Raw genomic sequence first — 17,586 nt, forward strand, 5'->3', positions numbered from 1 at the left:
AGGAAATGAGGGAATTACTATTTTGATAAGTATCAAGCAATTACATGGGGGAGAACTATCAATAGAATAGCCTGCGCCTATTATAGAGATAAGGCGTTACCTGTCTCTGTTCACACCTCGTTGCAATCGAATGCTCTGAAAATGGAATATATTCAGATCATGCAGAAATTTGAATTATCCATTATTTTCATTGGGATAGTCTGATTCTTTAAATTTTGCTCAGCATTAAAACGTGATCAACCGCACGCTTTACTCACCCGACACCGAAGCGAATGTCTACGCTTAACTGACGACCGGGCAATAGCCTTAATCTTTCAACGTCCATCGGAGGTCTTTCTCATTATGCTCAACCAGAAACTACCCCACGCCCCTTCTGAAGAAATGACGATCGACATCGATCTGCTTTATGAAATGGATCCGTGCGAGTTAAAGCTGGATGAAATGATTGAGGCGGAGCCTGAGCCGGAGATGATTGAAGGGCTCCCCGCTTCAGATGCGTTAACCCCTGCCGATCGTTATCTCGAACTGTTCGAACACGTCCAGTCATCCAAACTGTTTGCGGATAGTAAAACCTTCCCAGATTGTGCGCCCAAAATGGACCCGCTCGACATTTTAATTCGTTATCGCAAGGTTAAACGCCATCGGGACTTCGATCTGCGACGCTTCGTCGAGAACCATTTCTGGCTCCCGGAAACGCCCTCCAGCGAATACGTTTCTGACCCGGAAAGTTCGCTGAAAGAGCATATCGATCAACTGTGGCCGGTGCTGACGCGCGAGCCGCAGGATCACATTCCCTGGTCCTCGCTACTGGCGTTACCGCAGTCATACATTGTGCCAGGCGGGCGTTTTAGCGAAACCTACTACTGGGATTCCTACTTTACCATGCTGGGTCTGGCAGAGAGCGGCCGCGAAGATCTGCTGAAATGTATGGCAGATAACTTTGCCTGGATGATTGAAAACTATGGTCACATCCCGAACGGCAACCGCACTTACTATCTGAGTCGCTCACAGCCGCCGGTATTTGCGCTGATGGTGGAACTGTTTGAAGAGGATGGCGTACGCGGCGCGCGTCGTTACCTTGATCATCTAAAAATGGAGTACGCGTTCTGGATGGATGGCGCCGATTCCCTGGTACTCAACCAGGCCTACCGCCACGTGATCAGAATGTCTGACGGCTCTCTACTTAACCGCTATTGGGACGATCGTGATACGCCACGCGATGAATCATGGCTTGAAGACGTCGAGACCGCCAAGCATTCGGGTCGCCCGCCCAATGAAGTGTATCGGGATTTACGCGCGGGCGCGGCTTCTGGCTGGGATTATTCATCGCGCTGGCTACGCGACGCAGGCCGCCTTGCCAGCATACGCACCACGCAGTTCATCCCAATTGACCTGAACGCATTCCTCTACAAGCTGGAAAGCACTATTGCCAATATTTCCGCGCTAAAAGGTGACAAAGAAACGGAAGCACTGTTTCGCCAGAAAGCCAGCGATCGTCGTGATGCGGTAAACCGCTATCTCTGGGACGATGAAAACGGCTGCTATCGCGATTACGACTGGCGGCGCGAACAAATGGCCCTGTTCTCTGCCGCCAGTATTGTGCCGCTGTATGTCGGTATGGCAACGCATGAACAAGCCGATCGGCTTGCTAACGCGGTTCGTAGTCGCCTGCTCACGCCCGGTGGCATTTTAGCCACAGAGCATGAAACCGGGGAACAATGGGATAAACCCAACGGCTGGGCGCCGCTGCAGTGGATGGCGATCCAGGGCTTCAAACTGTACGGTGACGACCATCTCGGGGATGAAATTGCCCGTAACTGGTTGAAAACGGTGAATCTCTTTTATCAGGAACACCACAAGCTTATCGAAAAATACCACATAGCCGACGCCGCGCCGCGCGAAGGCGGCGGCGGGGAATATCCGTTGCAGGACGGCTTTGGCTGGACCAATGGCGTGGTGCGCCGACTCATCGGTTTGTATGGCGAACCCTAGCGGCTGACGGTCTGAGTCATCAGGCTTTCAGTTAATTGCATCGTACAGCTCGGCGTGAATTTTCTGCCATTTCTTGTTCTCAGGGCTTGGCTGGGCGCGAACACGCAGCTCGGCCTGCTCAAGATCATATTGCTGACGCGCAACGACCGCAGGCACGGAACAAAAACTTTGCAGATAACTTTTATGCAGCGAAGTGAGCGATGCCCCATTCGACATCGCATGGCTGAGCGTAGTCATAAACTGTCGGCATGGTTTGCTTTCATCCATCTGCGAAGGGTAACGCAGCAGCAGTCTCAACACCTCAGTATTGCCCGCCGAAAACGCCTGCTCCGTCCACGCCAGCTTCCAGTCCATCCCGCCCTGCAGAAAAAGTGACGTCACGCGGGTGTCATTGCGATCGATAGCCGCCCGCATGTTAAAGGCATCCCAGGTGATGCCCATTCGGGTCACCGCCTCCCGTGCGCTAGGGGCATCACGCCGTGGCTCCTCTTGTACGATTTCAACGGACTGTCCGGAAGACGCCTGTGGCGCCGGCGAAGTGAATAACCAGAACGCACCCAGCGAAATCGCCAGCACCATCACGCCGACCGCTACCCACAACATACCGGAAATCAGCTGTTCACGTTCTTCCGCCGTGCGCTTGGCCCGCTTTTCCGGCGGATCAATACTGTCTGCGATTTCATGCTTATCGCCTCCCGCTTGCTCGTCTTTTTGCTTTGCTGTTTCCCAAAACTGGCGGACCATGGCCTCATCAGATTCCAGATACGACGCAGGATTAATGCGCGTACGCCGTTCTTCAAATGCCCGTTGCACAGGATGAGTTATCTGTCGGTACTGGTAGTCCAGCAATATCAGTTGTACCGACGTCAGCGGCTGCTGCGCGATAACGCAGTTACGAGCCAGGCGGCAATCATCCAAAAACATGCGTAGCGTGATACGCGGCTCAACAAATGACATGAGCACTGAAGTATCGTTAAAAATCTGCGTAAAGTGGCGAACGAATAATTTCTTATCGACGACCATCAGTGCCAGCTCGCTAAACATCATACCGTCCAGCGCATCTCGTCCTTCGCCCAACTTTAGCCAGCGACGCAGACGTTCACCACCAAAGTGCTGTTTCAGAAAGCTGTTGAGAGGATGTTGATCCGGCCATACCCGTGCAATCAGAGATTTGAGGGTTAATTCTATTGCGCGAAGTTGACGCTGCGCCCGCATCTGAGCATCCGGCTCCACAGGTGCAATTTCGGTTTGATACTTCAGGATGGGCTGTTGCTGGCGTAATTGTTCCAGAGAAGCCACAAAGCGCAGCGCTGAAATCAGCTGGTTTTCACTGACGTCCTGGCCATTTTCATATTGGGGTACACTCTGTTGAAGATGACGTAGCCGCAGAGTGAACTGGCTCAATTGCGCATCATTCATCTGCAACCGTCTGGCGACAGCCCCCCAGCCGCCCAGATTCAGTCGTGCCTGATCCAGCTGTTCGAGAAACCACCGCGGGTCTTTGCCTTCTGCGGCATGTACGCCTAGAAGCAGTAATATTTCTACCGACGCCTGGCGGATAATCCCCAGACAATGTTCAAAGGGTGTACATGTCGCTTGTAACGCGCTATTGGTCATCATCTTCCCTAAAAGGACCCAAAACGTGCGGCCTCACAATGGTATGTAATTATCTTTTTTAAACGCAACGTTGTGCCGATGTAGACTAGAACACATTCATATAGCAAATAAATAAGTTTTACAGTGACTTCCGCGCAATCATTGAAAATTATTCTGGAGATAAGCCTGTGCCTGTACTGCAAACATCACGTCTGCTCTGCCGCCCACTGACAGAAAATGACTGGACGTTCTTCTTAACGCTACAGCAGAACCCAGATGTGATGCGTTTTGTCGCTGACGCACGTACTGAAGAGGAAGTACGGACAGCCTTCGACTCCCGCCTGCCTGAATGGTTTCCCGGCAGCCCGCACTGGCTATGTCTGCTCTTGTGCGATAAGACATCGGGAGCACCGCTTGGCGTGACCGGATACATTCAGGAGAACAATGAATGTGCCGAGGTTGGCTTTCTGCTCGCCCCAGAGGCGCAGGGTAAAGGTTATGGCGCTGAATCTCTGCATGCCGTGTGTGAATACGCCTTTGCCAGCGGCGGTCTGCGGCGACTGACCGCCTGTGTCACCGCAGGAAACGAAGCCTCACGGTGTCTGTTGGAAAAGGTCGGGTTCATTCATGAAGGCACGCTACGCGCAAGCTACTGGCTACATCAAACCTGGCACGATGACTGGATTTTTGGTCTGTTAAAACAGGAATATCAGCCGCCCAAGGCATCGGTCGTTTTGCGGTAAATACTGGCTGTCAGGCAACTAGCGTAACGGCGTGTTTTTTTTAGAATAGGTCTCTTTGCACAGAGATGATTATGCCGCTGCGTTCGACACATTTCACGCCCGCCTGTATCGCATTTATTAAGCAATGGCAGGGCCTGTCGCTGGAAAAGTATCAGGACAAAAAAGGCATCTGGGTCATTGGTTACGGGCACGAAATCTCCGCCAATGAATCCTTTGATACCCCAATTACGGTGATGCAGGCAGAAACATTGCTGCTCGCAGATATGAGTATCTGCGAGGCATTCATCTATAAGGAAATGACGCAAATAAAAGACAGGTTTCAGCTGGAAGCATTAATTACGTGGATATTCAGCGTGGGAATTACCCAATTTTGCGCTAAAAATATCTGGCCGGTGTCTATTTCACAGCCAGAAATATTCTGACTGTGAAATATGTTCCTAGTAAATGGTGTTGTTTAACATCATTGCCGCCTGCGTACGGTTTTTTACCTCCAGGCGCTGATACAACGACTCAAGATGGGCTTTTACCGTTCCGGTACTGATATTTAACAGTCGACCAATTTGTTTATTAGATTCTCCGGCGGCCAGCATGGTCAAAATCTCCCGCTGGCGCGCGCTGAGCAATCTGATATTTTGCCCGCCGCTTTCGGTAGCGGTTATGCAGTCTCTGGGGATAAACATCATACCCATCGCGACGCTATTGAGGGCCAGCGTAAAGGTTTCCGCGTCAGAATCGCGCGGAACAATGGCCAGCACGTTCAGTTTAGTGACCTCTTGCAACCATTTTTTACGGCAGTCCGTTGCGGTCACCAGCACCTTCACCATCGCAAAGCGCTCTGCTATCTGTTGCAGCAAGCTACAGCAGAACTCAGCATCAAGGTCGCCATCCAATATAACTAATGCCTCGGGTTTATCTTCCAGCGTCAGCCAAAGTTCATCTGCCTGACTGACACCCTGAACATCCACTCCTGGAATACGTTGCTGCAAACTTACATTCATTCCATGAATAAATATTGACTGCCTGTCAAACATTACTACCTGCATTATTTATCTCCATCCGAATAGGATATTAGCCTTAACATGCGGAAGGGTATTACCCATAGGGTAAAATAAGAAGTCACCATTTGGCGGGGGCCATTTTACCGATAGACAGAGAAGAAAGAAGCAGAAGTTATGAATAGTTACAGCTCAACCCGAAGGATCATACAAAGGAACAAAAACAGGTTCGAAAACTAGGGAAAGTCTTAATATTCGATGCTCATGATAAGACAATGAATATTAATTAATATGATTTTATATTTTTAGCTAAAAATAAGATATCAACGACAATGGATAAATCTGTTACAAAATACAATCTAGCATTAAGTGCTTATTCAACGCATGCCGTGACCTGTTGAATAAGCACCTTATGGGTTTACAGGAACATTCCGCCGGATACTTCGATACGCTGTGCCGTCATCCAGGCCAGTTCATCGCTGAGCAGCGCAGCAATGGCGTCGCCAATATCATCAGGCAAACCAACGCGTCCCAGCGCCGTTTGCGATGCAATGTACGCATTCAATTGCGCATTATCCCGCACATTTCCGCCGCTAAAATCCGTTTCTATTGCGCCTGGCGCAATAATATTCGCCGTTATGCCGCGCTCTCCCAGCTCTTTTGCCTGATAACGGGTTAGCACTTCCATCGCACCTTTCATGGCTGCGTATGCGCTGTAACCCGGTAGCGCAAAGCGGGCAAGCCCGGTAGAGACATTGAGGATGCGACCACCTTTATTTATCAGCGGTAGCAGGCTCTGCGTCAGGAAAAAGGGCCCCTTAAAATGGATGTTCAAAAGTTGGTCAAATTGCGCTTCAGTAAATGCCGGATACGGTGCGTTGATGCCGATTCCGGCATTGTTCAATAAATAATCAAACGCGTTACTTTGCCACTGCGTTTGTAACGTTCCCTGCACCTGTTGAACAAACTGAGGGAATGTAGAAATATCGCCGACATTTAACGGTAATGCCGCCGCTTTACCGCCAGATTGGCGTATTTCACCCACAACCTGCTGCGCTTCTTTTTCATTGCTGTTCCACGTCAGGATAATACCGATTCCTTTACTCGCCAGCTTCAGCGCCGCGTTTTTACCGAGTCCGCGGCCGCCGCCAGTCACCAATGCGATACGTTGCGTCATAAGAAACCTCATTTCAGGTGTTGTGAAGATTGAGACAAAGCTTATTAGGTGATAGAAGAACAATAAATACTGCTAACTGCGCATTACTGTTTCATTTAGAACAACAATAGGGCATGAGAATGGATAAAATTCACGCAATGCAGTTGTTCATCCGCGTCGCAGAACTGGAGAGCTTTTCGCGCGCCGCAGACACCCTCGGACTTCCTAAAGGTAGCGTATCGCGCCAGATCCAGGCTCTGGAAAATCATCTGGGCACGCAGTTGTTGCACCGCACCACCCGCCGCGTTCAGCTCACGCAAGACGGCATGATCTATTACGAACGCGCGAAAGATCTGTTGAGTAATCTGGATGAGCTGGATGGGCTGTTCCATCACGATCCGTCCAGCATCAGCGGCAAGCTGCGCGTTGATATGCCGGTCGGTGTAGCAAGAAACCTGGTGATGCCCCGCTTACCGAGCTTTTTGCATCAGTATCCGGGCCTGGAACTCGAACTCAGCAGCAGCGACCGCCTGGTGGATTTGATCCGCGAAGGTTTCGACTGTGTGGTACGCGTGGGCGCGCTGAAAGATTCAGGGCTGATTGCGCGTCCGCTGGGGAAACTCACGCAGATTAACTGCGCCAGCCCGCAATACCTCGCCCGCTTTGGTTATCCGGAAAATCTGGAGGATCTTGCCTCGCATGCGGTGGTGCACTACTCGGTCAATTTAGGAACGCGTGCGCAAGGTTTCGAAGTGGCGACAGAAAATGGCACGCAATGGGTTAAAACCGGCGGCATGCTAACGGTAAACAGTACCGAAACCTATCACGCGGCATGCCTTGCCGGTCTGGGCATTATTCAGGTGCCGCGCGTTGGCGTGCGTGATGCCCTGCGCGCCGGTACGCTGGTCGAAGTGTTGCCGCAATATCGCGCCGAGCCAATGCCAGTCTCTTTGCTTTATCCGCATCGGCGCAACCTCTCCCGCCGGGTACATCTGTTTATGGAATGGCTGACTGGTGTGATGAAAGACTATGTGGATTAGTCCATTTTTCAGGATGCGCCCCTGAGCAGGCTATAATGTCATGAGTGAACAAAATAAGGACAACCGATCGGATGACGCAGGAACAAGACGCAAAACACCCTACGCCAGAACATAAACCAGCCTCCGCCGAGCCGGAGAAAAACGCTAAAGCGAACCAGGCGCTGAAAACGGCTCTGACCTTCGCCGATAAAATTCAACGTCAGCCCATCATCGCCCATCTTATTCGTGCCGCAGAGCGGTTTAACGATCGTATGGGAAATCAGTTTGGTGCCGCCATTACCTACTTCTCGTTTCTGTCGATGATCCCAATCCTGATGGTGTCGTTTGCCGCCGCGGGTTTTATTCTCGCTTCGCACCCTACGCTGTTGCAGGATATCTTCAGCAAGATTTTGCTGAACGTCAGCGATCCGACGCTCGCTTCTACGCTGAAAAACACCATCAATACCGCCGTTCAGCAACGTACCACTGTAGGTCTGGTAGGGCTTGGCATCGCGCTCTATTCCGGCATTAACTGGATGGGGAACCTGCGCGAAGCGATTCGTGCCCAGTCGCGGGATGTTTGGGAACGTACGCCGCAGGATCAGGAAAAAATTTGGGTCAAATATCTGCGTGATTTTGTTTCCTTGATTGGCTTACTGGTTGCGCTGATTGTTACTCTGTCCATTACCTCTATCGCCGGTTCCGCCCAGCAGATGATTATCTCTGCGCTGTATCTCGACGGTATCGAATGGCTGAAACCCGCCTGGCGGCTGATCGGCCTGACCATCTCTATTTTCGCCAACTACCTGCTGTTCTTCTGGATTTTTTGGCGGCTACCGCGTCACCGACCGCGTAAGAAAGCGCTCATACGCGGTACCTTTATCGCGGCACTGGGGTTTGAAGTCATCAAAATGATCATGACGTATACGCTGCCATCACTGGTGCAGTCGCCGTCAGGCGCAGCATTTGGTTCCGTGCTTGGACTGATGGCGTTCTTCTACTTCTTCGCTCGTCTGACCCTGTTTTGCGCAGCCTGGATTGCCACGGCGGAATACAAAGACGACCCGCGTATGCCGGGGAAAACCCACCGCTAATTCATCATTTATGGCGGATGGCGCTACGCTTATCCGGCCTACGGGAGAGTTTTGTAGGCCGGATAAGCGTAGCGCCATCCGGCAATTATAATGCCGCCTGCTCTCACTGATTTAGTGAATAAATCCAACTCGTAACTTTTATTTAACCAGAAACCAGTTTTATCATCCAAGTTTTAAATTATGTGAAGCATTTCATGGAAGTGAAATCTCAAGCCTAAAAATTATCCCCTTTTTGCTCTATTTTTGACCGATCTCAAAGTTTGTTACAGATTGAAATGTCTCTTTTGCTGTGCGTAATATGACCTTTCGTTCGGCCAAAAATAAGAAAATATTATGCAAGCAACAGCCACAACACTCGACAACGAACAGGAACACACCCCGGTCAACTCACGCAATAAAGTTGTCGTCGCCTCGCTCATTGGCACCGCCATTGAGTTCTTCGACTTCTATATTTACGCCACCGCTGCGGTAATCGTGTTCCCGCATATCTTCTTCCCGCAGGGGGATCCGACCGCGGCTACGCTACAGTCCCTCGCCACTTTTGCTATCGCCTTTGTGGCCCGACCGATCGGTTCTGCGGTATTCGGGCATTTCGGCGATCGCGTCGGCCGTAAAGTCACGCTGGTTGCTTCACTGCTTACCATGGGGATTTCGACGGTGGTCATTGGCCTGCTGCCGGGCTATGAAACTATCGGCATTTTCGCCCCACTGCTGCTGGCGCTGGCGCGTTTTGGCCAGGGTTTGGGTCTGGGCGGTGAATGGGGCGGCGCGGCGTTGCTGGCGACGGAAAACGCGCCGCCGCGCAAACGCGCGCTGTACGGATCCTTTCCGCAGCTGGGCGCGCCTATCGGCTTCTTCTTCGCCAACGGCACTTTCCTGCTGCTCTCCTGGCTGTTGACCGACGAACAGTTCATGAGCTGGGGTTGGCGCGTACCGTTCATCTTCTCCGCCGTGCTGGTGATTATCGGTCTGTACGTCCGCGTTTCGTTGCATGAATCCCCGGTCTTCGCCAAAGTAGCCGCGGCGAAAAAACAGGTGAAAATCCCGCTGGGTACTCTACTGACAAAACATGTTCGCGTGACGATCCTCGGCACGTTCATCATGCTGGCGACCTATACGCTGTTCTATATCATGACCGTCTATTCGATGACGTTCAGTACCGCCGCAGCGCCTGTAGGGCTTGGCCTGCCGCGTAATGAAGTGTTGTGGATGCTGATGATGGCGGTCATTGGTTTTGGCGTCATGGTACCGGTGGCGGGCCTGCTGGCCGATGCGTTTGGTCGCCGCAAGAGCATGCTTATCATCACCACGCTGATCATTCTGTTTGCGCTGTTTGCCTTTAAACCGCTGCTCGGCTCTGGCAATCCGGTGCTGGTGTTCGCCTTCCTGTTGCTGGGCTTAAGCCTGATGGGTCTGACATTTGGCCCGATGGGCGCACTGCTGCCGGAGCTGTTCCCGACCGAAGTGCGCTATACGGGGGCGTCGTTCTCGTACAACGTTTCGTCAATTCTCGGCGCATCGGTTGCCCCATACATCGCCGCATGGTTGCAGGCGAATTATGGTCTGGCGGCTGTCGGTACGTATCTGGCATCGATGGCGGCGTTAACGCTGATTGCACTGCTGTTGACCCACGAAACCCGCCATCAGTCGTTGTAATTCTTTTGCCGGATGCGGTGTAACCATCTTATCCGGCCTGGGTTGAGCATGAAATCCAGGCCGGATAAACATCCGGCCAGACATCACTTCTTCATCTGTGACAGGATCGTCCGGCACTGATTCGCGTCACCCTCTGACGGCGAAATCAGCGCCAACAAGGCCGCCGCAGGAGTGACTAACGTGGCTAATGCGGCAGCAACCGCACCGCGCGCAATCAGCGGTCCGGCCTTCACGCCAGCCTGCGGATTCTTAAAGGTGCCGCGAACATACAGCGGCGAACGCAGAGTAATAATACGAATCCCTTTGCTCTCCGGATCGATGGTTAAATCCAGTTGCTCCGACGCAAAGCTCGCCGTACCAGTGACATTAATGACTGCGTTTTCCGTGTCGAAAGCAAAAATCTGCGGACGCGCCACGCCGTTAACAATATCCAGATTCGCCGCCGCGCAGTTCACCCGCACTTCGTCATCACCAAATATCTGCCCGACAAGATAGTTCCCCAGATTCAAGCCCACAATTTCCATCAGATTCCGGCTGATCAAGCCGTCATTCATCAGCAGTTTCAGGTTGCCATTGCTGTTACCCAGCAGCGCCGCTACCGAGTTTCCACTTCCGCTAAACCGGGCGTCCCCGTTCATTTCACCGAGCGTTTTCTGCATCAGTTCCACATCGGGCATCAGCGCTTTTAGCTTCAGCCGCCGCGCCTGAATATCCGCCTGCCCCCGCATCGGCTTTTTATCTCCTTCCAGATGGATGCTGGAGACAATGCTGCCTCCCGCAAGACCAAATTTCAGCGGTTGCAGGCGCAGGTCGGCATTTTTCAGGATGATATGAGTGGAGAGATCGCTGATCGGCAGGCTACTGCCATGCTCAATACGCCGTCCTTTGAAACGCACGTCAGCGTCCATCACGTTCCATTTATCGGTTTCAAAACGGTCATACGGCAAGACCTTGTCCACAGGCTGAACGCTCTTCTCACCTTTGCGCTGTTCAGATTGTTTTGCCCGTTCCGCCCCTTTACCTGAATCCACCCCGATCAGCGGCCCTAAATCGGCCAGCCTCAGCTGGCGTGATTCCACATCGCCCTTCAGCATGGGTCGCGGCTTACCGGTGGTGTAGGCCAGCGTTCCGTGAATATCGCTGTCGCCAATACGGCCATTGAAATCGCGATAATCAAAAACAGAGGATTTTTCCGGGTCAATTTTCGCCACCAGACGTCCGTCGGTTTCAAACGGCGGCGTATCCGGGAGCAGTACGCCGGTCAAATCGTACAAATCCCCTAGCGAATCTCCCGAGAATTTAAGCCGCAGATCCGCCCCGCCCATGTTCATCGGATCGTTTATCGTGCCGATAAACGCTACGCGCGTATTGCCCGAACGGAAATCAGCCTGAATCGGGAAAGGCGTATCTTCGCCACGCAGCGCAAGCATTCCGCCTATTTTTCCGCTACCGCTTAGCGGTTCGCCGTTATATCGCCCTTGCGCTTTCAGCCCAAACACGTAGTCCTCGACGCGGGCGTTGCTCTCTTTACCTTTTGCGCCGATCACTTCGCTAAAGGGCAACGGTTTACCCAGCGGATCGACCAGGATCTCAATCTCCGACTTCGTCACCTTATCGTTAATAGCGATACGTCCCTGGTCGAACAGAATGTTATCCAGCCGGAAAGACCATGCGGATGGCGGCGCATCAGGATCGCGGTTTTCGTCCCCAGCTAAGTTAAAGGTCCAGTTATTGTTTTTCTCCGACAGGCGGATCAGCCGCGCATCGGGTTTGACCAGCTTGACCCACGGGAGCCAGACAGTTTTTGTCAGCAGTGCCAGCGGGGCGAGCGTAGCTTCAACGCGCGGGAGATGCACCATGGTGACGTCGGGAATGTCCGGCGGGTTGCCGAGGATGATATCTTCAGCATGAACATGCGGCCACGGAACCCAGCTACGCCAGCCAGTTTCCTGCTTCTGGCGTTCCCAAACCACACCCAGATCACCCCGTATAGCAAAGGGCCGGTTGAGTTCTGTAGAGACTTTCTGGTTGATGGTCGGTTTGAGCCGGTTCCAGTCAAATGTCGCAATCACAATGATGAGTACGACGATCAACAACAAGAAAACCCCTATTACTGAAGTGGTTATTTTACCTGTTCTCGTCATGTCTAACCTCCTTACTTCCTTCCTTGCCTGTCCTAAAGATAGTCCAGCAGGATGAAAAGGAGGTGCGCTACGCCCTCATCAAAGTGACAGAATTACGTCTTCGAGGGTATCCAGGGGCACTGGACGAGAGAGAAAATAGCCTTGGGCCGCGAAAGCCGGTGAGTTTTGCACATCACGCCACTCTTCCAGCGTTTCAACGCCTTCGACAATGACACCGCGGCAATAGCGGTTCATGAGCTGTAATAGTAGTGTGAAGAGATTACGTCCCTCCGGCGTCTTGCGCAGCATGACGAACAGATCCCGCGCCACTTTGATATAGTCATAACTCACTTCACTAAGCGCCGAGAAGTTCGCCATTCCGGTACCAAAGTCATCCAGCCAGAGCGGACCGAACTCGCACATTGAGGCGAACGACGCCCCCTTCGGCAAGCGGATATGTTCCACCAGCTCAAAACGCAGCCACGGCAGGCCTTCAATGATTTTCAGGATTTCGGGATCCTGACGCATCGCAATGAGCGTTGGTCCGTCGACGTTCACAGAAGCCAGCAGGTTGTTGGCTCTGAAAAAGCCCCCTTTCAGCTCAAGCTGCAGAAGTTGCTCTTTCACTACATCAACACGATGCCGTACAGCCACTTCAGCAAAATAGCGGTCTGGTGCAATACGTTGGGAAGGGTTATCAGGATGGCTCACGACGGTCAGCAGTTCAACGGCCATCAGCCGTCCGTTGGTCTGGTAAATTGGCTGGTAGGTGTAAGCACGCTCGCACTGCAGCCAATAGCGTCTTTCCAGCAAGCTTTCAATACTCGCATCGGGCGTAATGAGCTGCTGGGTAACCTGCTTTATCATCTGAGATGTCCTGTAAATAAGAGTGTGACTGACCGGACTCGTCAAAGGTTATCGGCGCTCAGAGGAAGAACTTTACGTTCAGCTGTGCGCAAAAATAAAAACTAAGCGGCAAAAACAACGCAGAACACGTGCTGGCTCAAAAAAATAATGGAACGATGTTTTAATATAGTTGACCACTTAACACCCACAGCGCACACTAACGCTAATTTTTTTCAGAGCAGGTTACGACTATGTCCAGAAAGATTGCCGTGATTGGCGAATGCATGATTGAGCTGTCACAGAAAGGCGCTGACGTTCAGCGCGGATTCGGTGGCGACACGTTGAATACATCCGTTTATATCGCCCGTCAGGTCGATGCGGCGGCACTTTCCGTACACTATGTGACTGCACTGGGTACCGACAGTTTTAGCCAACAAATGCTGGAGTCCTGGCAGGGTGAAAACGTGGACACCTCATTAACCCAGCGCATGGAAAACCGCCTGCCGGGTCTCTACTACATTGAGACCGACAGCACTGGCGAGCGCACCTTCTATTACTGGCGTAATGAAGCCGCCGCAAAATTCTGGCTGGAGAGCGAGCAGTCTGCCGCGATTTGCGAAGAGCTGGCGACATTTGACTACTTGTATCTGAGCGGAATCAGCCTGGCGATTTTAAGCCCGGCAAGTCGTGACAAGCTGCTGTCGTTGCTGCGTGAATGCCGTGCCAACGGTGGAAAAGTCATTTTTGACAATAACTACCGCCCACGTCTGTGGAGCAGCAAAGAAGAAACCCAGCAGGTGTATCAGCAAATGCTGGAATGCACCAATATCGCATTCCTGACGCTGGACGATGAAGACGCACTGTGGGGTGAAAAACCCGTTGCCGAGGTAATTGCCCGTACTCACGCGGCTGGCGTACAGGAAGTGGTTGTGAAGCGTGGCGCAGACTCTTGCCTGGTTTCCATTGCAGGCGAAGAACTGATCGACATTCCGGCCGTTAAATTGCCGAAAGAGAAAGTGATCGATACCACTGCGGCCGGAGACTCCTTCAGCGCCGGGTATCTGGCGGTCCGTCTGACCGGTGGCGATGCCGCCGAAGCCGCAAAACGAGGCCACCTGACGGCAAGCACCGTCATTCAGCATCGTGGGGCGATTATCCCCCGCGACGCCATGCCGCAATAATTTATTGTTCCTGGAGGCCGGATAAGGCGTTAACGCCGCATCCGGCACTGGGTAAGCCGGGAGCGCTTCGCTTGCCCGGCCTACAGGTTACGATACCCTTTACTGTACAGGCGGGATATCCGTCACTTCAGGGTGTGATTCATCCGTTTCAACAGACGTTGCCGCTGCGGTAACGGGCGCCATAATGCTATCCCACGTCGCCTGCAGATCCTTCATATTGAATTCAGGTTCGCCCTTCGGCTGCAGCAGAATTAACGCCATATCTTGCGATAGCTGCTGACGCAGGTCCTGATTCAGCATCTCAACGCTCAGGCTGTTGAGGAAGCTCTGGCGTAAACGCTGGTACTGTTCAGGCGCAATATCCACCACCTGATTTTGCAGCGAGCGCAAACGCTGGCTGATCAAAATATCGGTATCGGTACGACCATAGGTGGCAAACAGCTTCTGCAGTTCCAGATTCTTTTGCGCTACCAGCGCATTGAACTCTTCTTCCGGCAGTCCCTTATCACGCACTTTCGCCAGCTCACGCGCAACCGTACCCAGATTGGCGTTCAGCTTATCGTTCGGCGACTCAACGTTAATCGCGCACTGCGCGCGCAGGAACAGCACCCGGCAGTCAAATCCGAGGCCAATGTCTTTGGCATTGTTTTTGGTTAGCTCTTGCTGAATGTGCCAGAACAGCGCCTCACGCGCTAAATCAGCGCGCCAGTAACGTAATAACGCGGCAGATTCACGGATCGGTTGCCACGGCGTATCCCACATAATAGACAGGCGATCCTGGCGTACCGCATCGGTCATAATGCTCACGGCTTCTGCTCGCAGCGGAGAGAGCGTGGGTACCGGTGCAGGCGTTTCGCGTTTTCCTTTTAACTCGCCAAAGGTTTTATTGATTTGCTCAGCTACGCTGCGTGCATCAACGTTACCGACGATGATCAGCGTCATCGCGTCCGGGGTATACCATTTCTGGTAGAAAGACTGAATTTTCGACGCATCTACAGGCGTTTTCAACGGATCGGCGGGATCGTGCCCCAGCAGGGTCGATCCCTTCAGACGGTAACGCCACCACCCTTCTTTGGTATCTGACGGCCAGGTTGCAACCATATCTTCGCTATTCAGCGCATGATTGACCGTTTCAGAGGTAATGCTCAGTTTACCGGAGATATTCGCCAGATAAGAAAGTGACTCTTTCAGTAGATCGTTACGGCTGTTAGGCAGACTGAGGTTATACAACGTGGAATCATAGGAAACGATAACCGGCGGCATGGGACGTTTGGGATCGAACCCCTGCTGCCACAGTGAACGGGCTTGCGAGGCATCGAGGCCACCGCTTTGCGTCAGCGCGATACGCGGGATCGCATGGCTGAAACCACTCTGTTGCGCACTTTCGGTGAGTGAACCGGTATTAACCAGCAGGCGAACCTCAATACGGTCGCTCGGGCGCTGGGGAGTGGCTAACACTTGCCACTGTAAACCATTTGCCAGCGTGCCCTGTTGCCATGCTGGATCAGGCTGGAGCGCATCTGCCTGCACATAGCCGGCAGTGGCCATCATCAGCAAGCCGCCCGCTAAAAGTCGAATTTTTGTGCCCTGCATGTGAACCCCTGATCAACTATCCTGGAAATAAAAAGACAGCCCTCGAAAGGACTCTCTGAATATGACGTTAAAAACACTTCGTGTTAGACCGCGAGAACATAAAAATGTCACGGAAGAAGTGAAAAAATCCCGAGCCGCCGAATCGACGGTTTCAGGCACAGGGGGTAATTATGCGCAAACGCCCGCAGTCCTGGAAGGGACTACGGGCATAAGTGACGAGATTAAGAGGATAAATCGTGCGTTTTGCCATCCGGCGCACGATTATTCAACGTGTCATCCAGCTTTTTGGTATCCAATTCTTTCACCCATTTAGCCACAACAACAGTTGCAACACCGTTACCAATCAGGTTGGTCAGCGCACGGGCTTCAGACATGAAGCGGTCAATACCAAGAATCAGCGCCAGACCAGCAACCGGCAAGTGACCCACCGCAGAGATAGTCGCGGCCAGAACAATAAAGCCACTCCCGGTCACACCCGCTGCACCTTTTGAGGAGAGCAGAAGCACCACCAGCAGGGTTATCTGATGGAAGATATCCATGTGGCTGTTGGTTGCCTGAGCGATAAACACCGCCGCCATTGTCAGATAGATTGATGTCCCATCAAGGTTAAACGAGTAGCCCGTGGGTATAACCAATCCGACAACCGACTTCCGACAGCCCAGTTTTTCCATCTTATCGAGCATACGCGGCAGCGCGGACTCGGAAGAAGAAGTCCCCAGAACGATCAACAGTTCTTCACGGATATAGCGGATGAATTTAAAGATACTGAAGCCAGTTGCGCGGGCAATTGAACCCAGCACCAGCACCACAAACAGAATACAGGTGATGTAGAAGCAGATGATTAGCTGACCCAGTTGCACCAGCGTTCCGACGCCATATTTACCGATGGTAAAGGCCATAGCACCGAAAGCACCGATCGGCGCCAGGCGCATGATCATATTAATGATGCCGAAAATAACCTGCGAGAAACTTTCAATCACGTTGAAAATCATCTGGCCCTTGCTGCCCAGACGATGCAGCGCAAAACCAAACATTACCGCAAACAGCAATACCTGCAGGATGTTACCGCTGGCAAACGCGCCAATGACACTCGCCGGGATAATATCCATCAGGAAACCTACGATCCCCTGGTCTTTTGCCTGTTCGGCGTACATTGCAACCGCTTTGGCATCCAGTGTCGCCGGATCGACGTTCATCCCGGCACCGGGTTGCACCACGTTGACGATGATGAGGCCGATGATCAGCGCAATGGTACTAACAATTTCAAAATAGAGCAGTGCAACCGCGCCAGTGCGGCCTACGGCTTTCATACTTTCCATGCCTGCAATGCCGGTAACGACAGTACAGAAGATGACAGGTGCGATGACCATCTTGATGAGCTTAACGAAAGCATCACCAAGCGGCTTCATTTGGGCGCCTAATTCAGGGTAGAAATGGCCAAGGAGAATACCTATGGCAATCGCTGTCAGGACCTGAAAGTAAAGGCTTTTGAATATAGAGGTTTTCATAGGGTGTCCTTAAAGTAAAAACCACAGGTCTTGTAAGGTTTTGTTTAACCTGCGGCCTTAAGGTAACACCCACACAACTTGACA

General features: G+C 52.2%; 14 protein-coding genes. 7 read left to right on the top strand and 7 right to left on the bottom strand.

Annotated elements, in window-relative coordinates; genetic code table 11:
* Positions 1 to 342 precede the first annotated feature (342 nt).
* Positions 343 to 1,992: an alpha,alpha-trehalase gene (locus tag OGX89_RS13600; RefSeq protein ID WP_003827453.1), complete on the top strand. Its 1,650-nt coding sequence runs from the start codon at positions 343 to 345 to the stop codon at positions 1,990 to 1,992.
* 27 nt (positions 1,993 to 2,019) lie between these two features.
* On the opposite strand, the gene OGX89_RS13605 is transcribed toward OGX89_RS13600, so the two are convergent.
* Positions 2,020 to 3,609 carry an STY4199 family HEPN domain-containing protein gene (locus tag OGX89_RS13605; RefSeq protein WP_063941877.1) on the bottom strand — a complete coding sequence of 530 codons (1,590 nt, stop codon included), beginning with the start codon at positions 3,607 to 3,609 and terminating at the stop codon, positions 2,020 to 2,022.
* 167 nt (positions 3,610 to 3,776) lie between these two features.
* On the opposite strand from OGX89_RS13605, the gene OGX89_RS13610 reads away from it, so the two are divergent.
* Both OGX89_RS13610 and OGX89_RS13615 read left to right on the top strand, forming a co-directional pair.
* The gene (locus OGX89_RS13610; RefSeq protein WP_126956445.1) at positions 3,777 to 4,331 is read left to right on the top strand and encodes a GNAT family N-acetyltransferase; all 555 of its coding nucleotides are present in this window, start codon (positions 3,777 to 3,779) and stop codon (positions 4,329 to 4,331) included.
* A gap of 71 nt (positions 4,332 to 4,402) precedes the next feature.
* On the top strand, positions 4,403 to 4,753 hold the full coding sequence (locus OGX89_RS13615; RefSeq protein ID WP_003827448.1) for a glycoside hydrolase family protein: 351 nt from the start codon (positions 4,403 to 4,405) through the stop codon (positions 4,751 to 4,753).
* A 15-nt stretch (positions 4,754 to 4,768) separates the two neighbouring features.
* Here OGX89_RS13615 and OGX89_RS13620 read toward each other — a convergent pair whose 3' ends face one another.
* Complete coding sequence (locus OGX89_RS13620; RefSeq protein WP_003827446.1) at positions 4,769 to 5,374, bottom strand: helix-turn-helix transcriptional regulator; 606 nt, start codon at positions 5,372 to 5,374, stop codon at positions 4,769 to 4,771.
* Positions 5,375 to 5,744: 370 nt separating this feature from the next.
* Positions 5,745 to 6,503: an SDR family NAD(P)-dependent oxidoreductase gene (locus OGX89_RS13625; RefSeq protein WP_003827444.1), complete on the bottom strand. Its 759-nt coding sequence runs from the start codon at positions 6,501 to 6,503 to the stop codon at positions 5,745 to 5,747.
* 119 nt (positions 6,504 to 6,622) lie between these two features.
* Here OGX89_RS13625 and OGX89_RS13630 point away from each other — a divergent pair, with 119 nt between their 5' ends.
* The 3 genes from OGX89_RS13630 (at position 6,623) to OGX89_RS13640 (ending at position 10,251) form a co-directional block, all read left to right on the top strand.
* Positions 6,623 to 7,522, top strand: coding sequence for a LysR family transcriptional regulator (locus OGX89_RS13630; RefSeq protein ID WP_003827442.1), 900 nt, complete (start codon positions 6,623 to 6,625; stop codon positions 7,520 to 7,522).
* A 71-nt stretch (positions 7,523 to 7,593) separates the two neighbouring features.
* Positions 7,594 to 8,595, top strand: a complete 1,002-nt coding sequence (gene yhjD, locus OGX89_RS13635) for an inner membrane protein YhjD (RefSeq protein ID WP_063941879.1) — start codon at positions 7,594 to 7,596, stop codon at positions 8,593 to 8,595.
* A gap of 333 nt (positions 8,596 to 8,928) precedes the next feature.
* Positions 8,929 to 10,251: an MFS transporter gene (locus OGX89_RS13640; RefSeq protein WP_003023312.1), complete on the top strand. Its 1,323-nt coding sequence runs from the start codon at positions 8,929 to 8,931 to the stop codon at positions 10,249 to 10,251.
* A gap of 83 nt (positions 10,252 to 10,334) precedes the next feature.
* Here OGX89_RS13640 and OGX89_RS13645 read toward each other — a convergent pair whose 3' ends face one another.
* Positions 10,335 to 12,395, bottom strand: a complete 2,061-nt coding sequence (locus tag OGX89_RS13645) for an AsmA family protein (protein WP_126956449.1) — start codon at positions 12,393 to 12,395, stop codon at positions 10,335 to 10,337.
* Positions 12,396 to 12,473: 78 nt separating this feature from the next.
* On the bottom strand, positions 12,474 to 13,241 hold the full coding sequence (gene pdeH, locus OGX89_RS13650) for a cyclic-guanylate-specific phosphodiesterase (RefSeq protein WP_003827436.1): 768 nt from the start codon (positions 13,239 to 13,241) through the stop codon (positions 12,474 to 12,476).
* Positions 13,242 to 13,471: 230 nt separating this feature from the next.
* On the opposite strand from pdeH, the gene kdgK reads away from it, so the two are divergent.
* Complete coding sequence (gene kdgK, locus OGX89_RS13655; protein ID WP_003827433.1) at positions 13,472 to 14,401, top strand: 2-dehydro-3-deoxygluconokinase; 930 nt, start codon at positions 13,472 to 13,474, stop codon at positions 14,399 to 14,401.
* A 99-nt stretch (positions 14,402 to 14,500) separates the two neighbouring features.
* Here kdgK and OGX89_RS13660 read toward each other — a convergent pair whose 3' ends face one another.
* Entirely contained in the window at positions 14,501 to 15,994 is a 1,494-nt protein-coding gene (locus OGX89_RS13660; RefSeq protein ID WP_003827432.1) for a M16 family metallopeptidase, read from the bottom strand.
* Between the two features lie 221 nt (positions 15,995 to 16,215).
* Positions 16,216 to 17,502, bottom strand: a complete 1,287-nt coding sequence (gene dctA, locus OGX89_RS13665; protein WP_003827429.1) for a C4-dicarboxylate transporter DctC — start codon at positions 17,500 to 17,502, stop codon at positions 16,216 to 16,218.
* Between the last annotated feature and the right edge of the window lie 84 nt (positions 17,503 to 17,586).

It is taken from the genome of Citrobacter sp. Cpo103 (assembly GCF_030332605.1).
In the GTDB taxonomy this organism is placed as follows: Bacteria; Pseudomonadota; Gammaproteobacteria; order Enterobacterales; family Enterobacteriaceae; genus Citrobacter; species Citrobacter portucalensis.

Bases quoted from the DNA above. Each gene is read 5' to 3' on its own strand.
- pdeH (WP_003827436.1), bottom strand. From the start codon at position 13,241: ATGATAAAGCAGGTTACCCAGCAGCTCATTACGCCCGATGCGAGTATT.
- OGX89_RS13645 (WP_126956449.1), bottom strand. From the start codon at position 12,395: ATGACGAGAACAGGTAAAATAACCACTTCAGTAATAGGGGTTTTCTTG.
- kdgK (WP_003827433.1), top strand. From the start codon at position 13,472: ATGTCCAGAAAGATTGCCGTGATTGGCGAATGCATGATTGAGCTGTCA.
- OGX89_RS13615 (WP_003827448.1), top strand. From the start codon at position 4,403: ATGCCGCTGCGTTCGACACATTTCACGCCCGCCTGTATCGCATTTATT.
- OGX89_RS13620 (WP_003827446.1), bottom strand. From the start codon at position 5,374: ATGCAGGTAGTAATGTTTGACAGGCAGTCAATATTTATTCATGGAATG.
- OGX89_RS13640 (WP_003023312.1), top strand. From the start codon at position 8,929: ATGCAAGCAACAGCCACAACACTCGACAACGAACAGGAACACACCCCG.
- yhjD (WP_063941879.1), top strand. From the start codon at position 7,594: ATGACGCAGGAACAAGACGCAAAACACCCTACGCCAGAACATAAACCA.
- dctA (WP_003827429.1), bottom strand. From the start codon at position 17,502: ATGAAAACCTCTATATTCAAAAGCCTTTACTTTCAGGTCCTGACAGCG.
- OGX89_RS13625 (WP_003827444.1), bottom strand. From the start codon at position 6,503: ATGACGCAACGTATCGCATTGGTGACTGGCGGCGGCCGCGGACTCGGT.
- OGX89_RS13600 (WP_003827453.1), top strand. From the start codon at position 343: ATGCTCAACCAGAAACTACCCCACGCCCCTTCTGAAGAAATGACGATC.
- OGX89_RS13660 (WP_003827432.1), bottom strand. From the start codon at position 15,994: ATGCAGGGCACAAAAATTCGACTTTTAGCGGGCGGCTTGCTGATGATG.
- OGX89_RS13605 (WP_063941877.1), bottom strand. From the start codon at position 3,609: ATGACCAATAGCGCGTTACAAGCGACATGTACACCCTTTGAACATTGT.
- OGX89_RS13630 (WP_003827442.1), top strand. From the start codon at position 6,623: ATGGATAAAATTCACGCAATGCAGTTGTTCATCCGCGTCGCAGAACTG.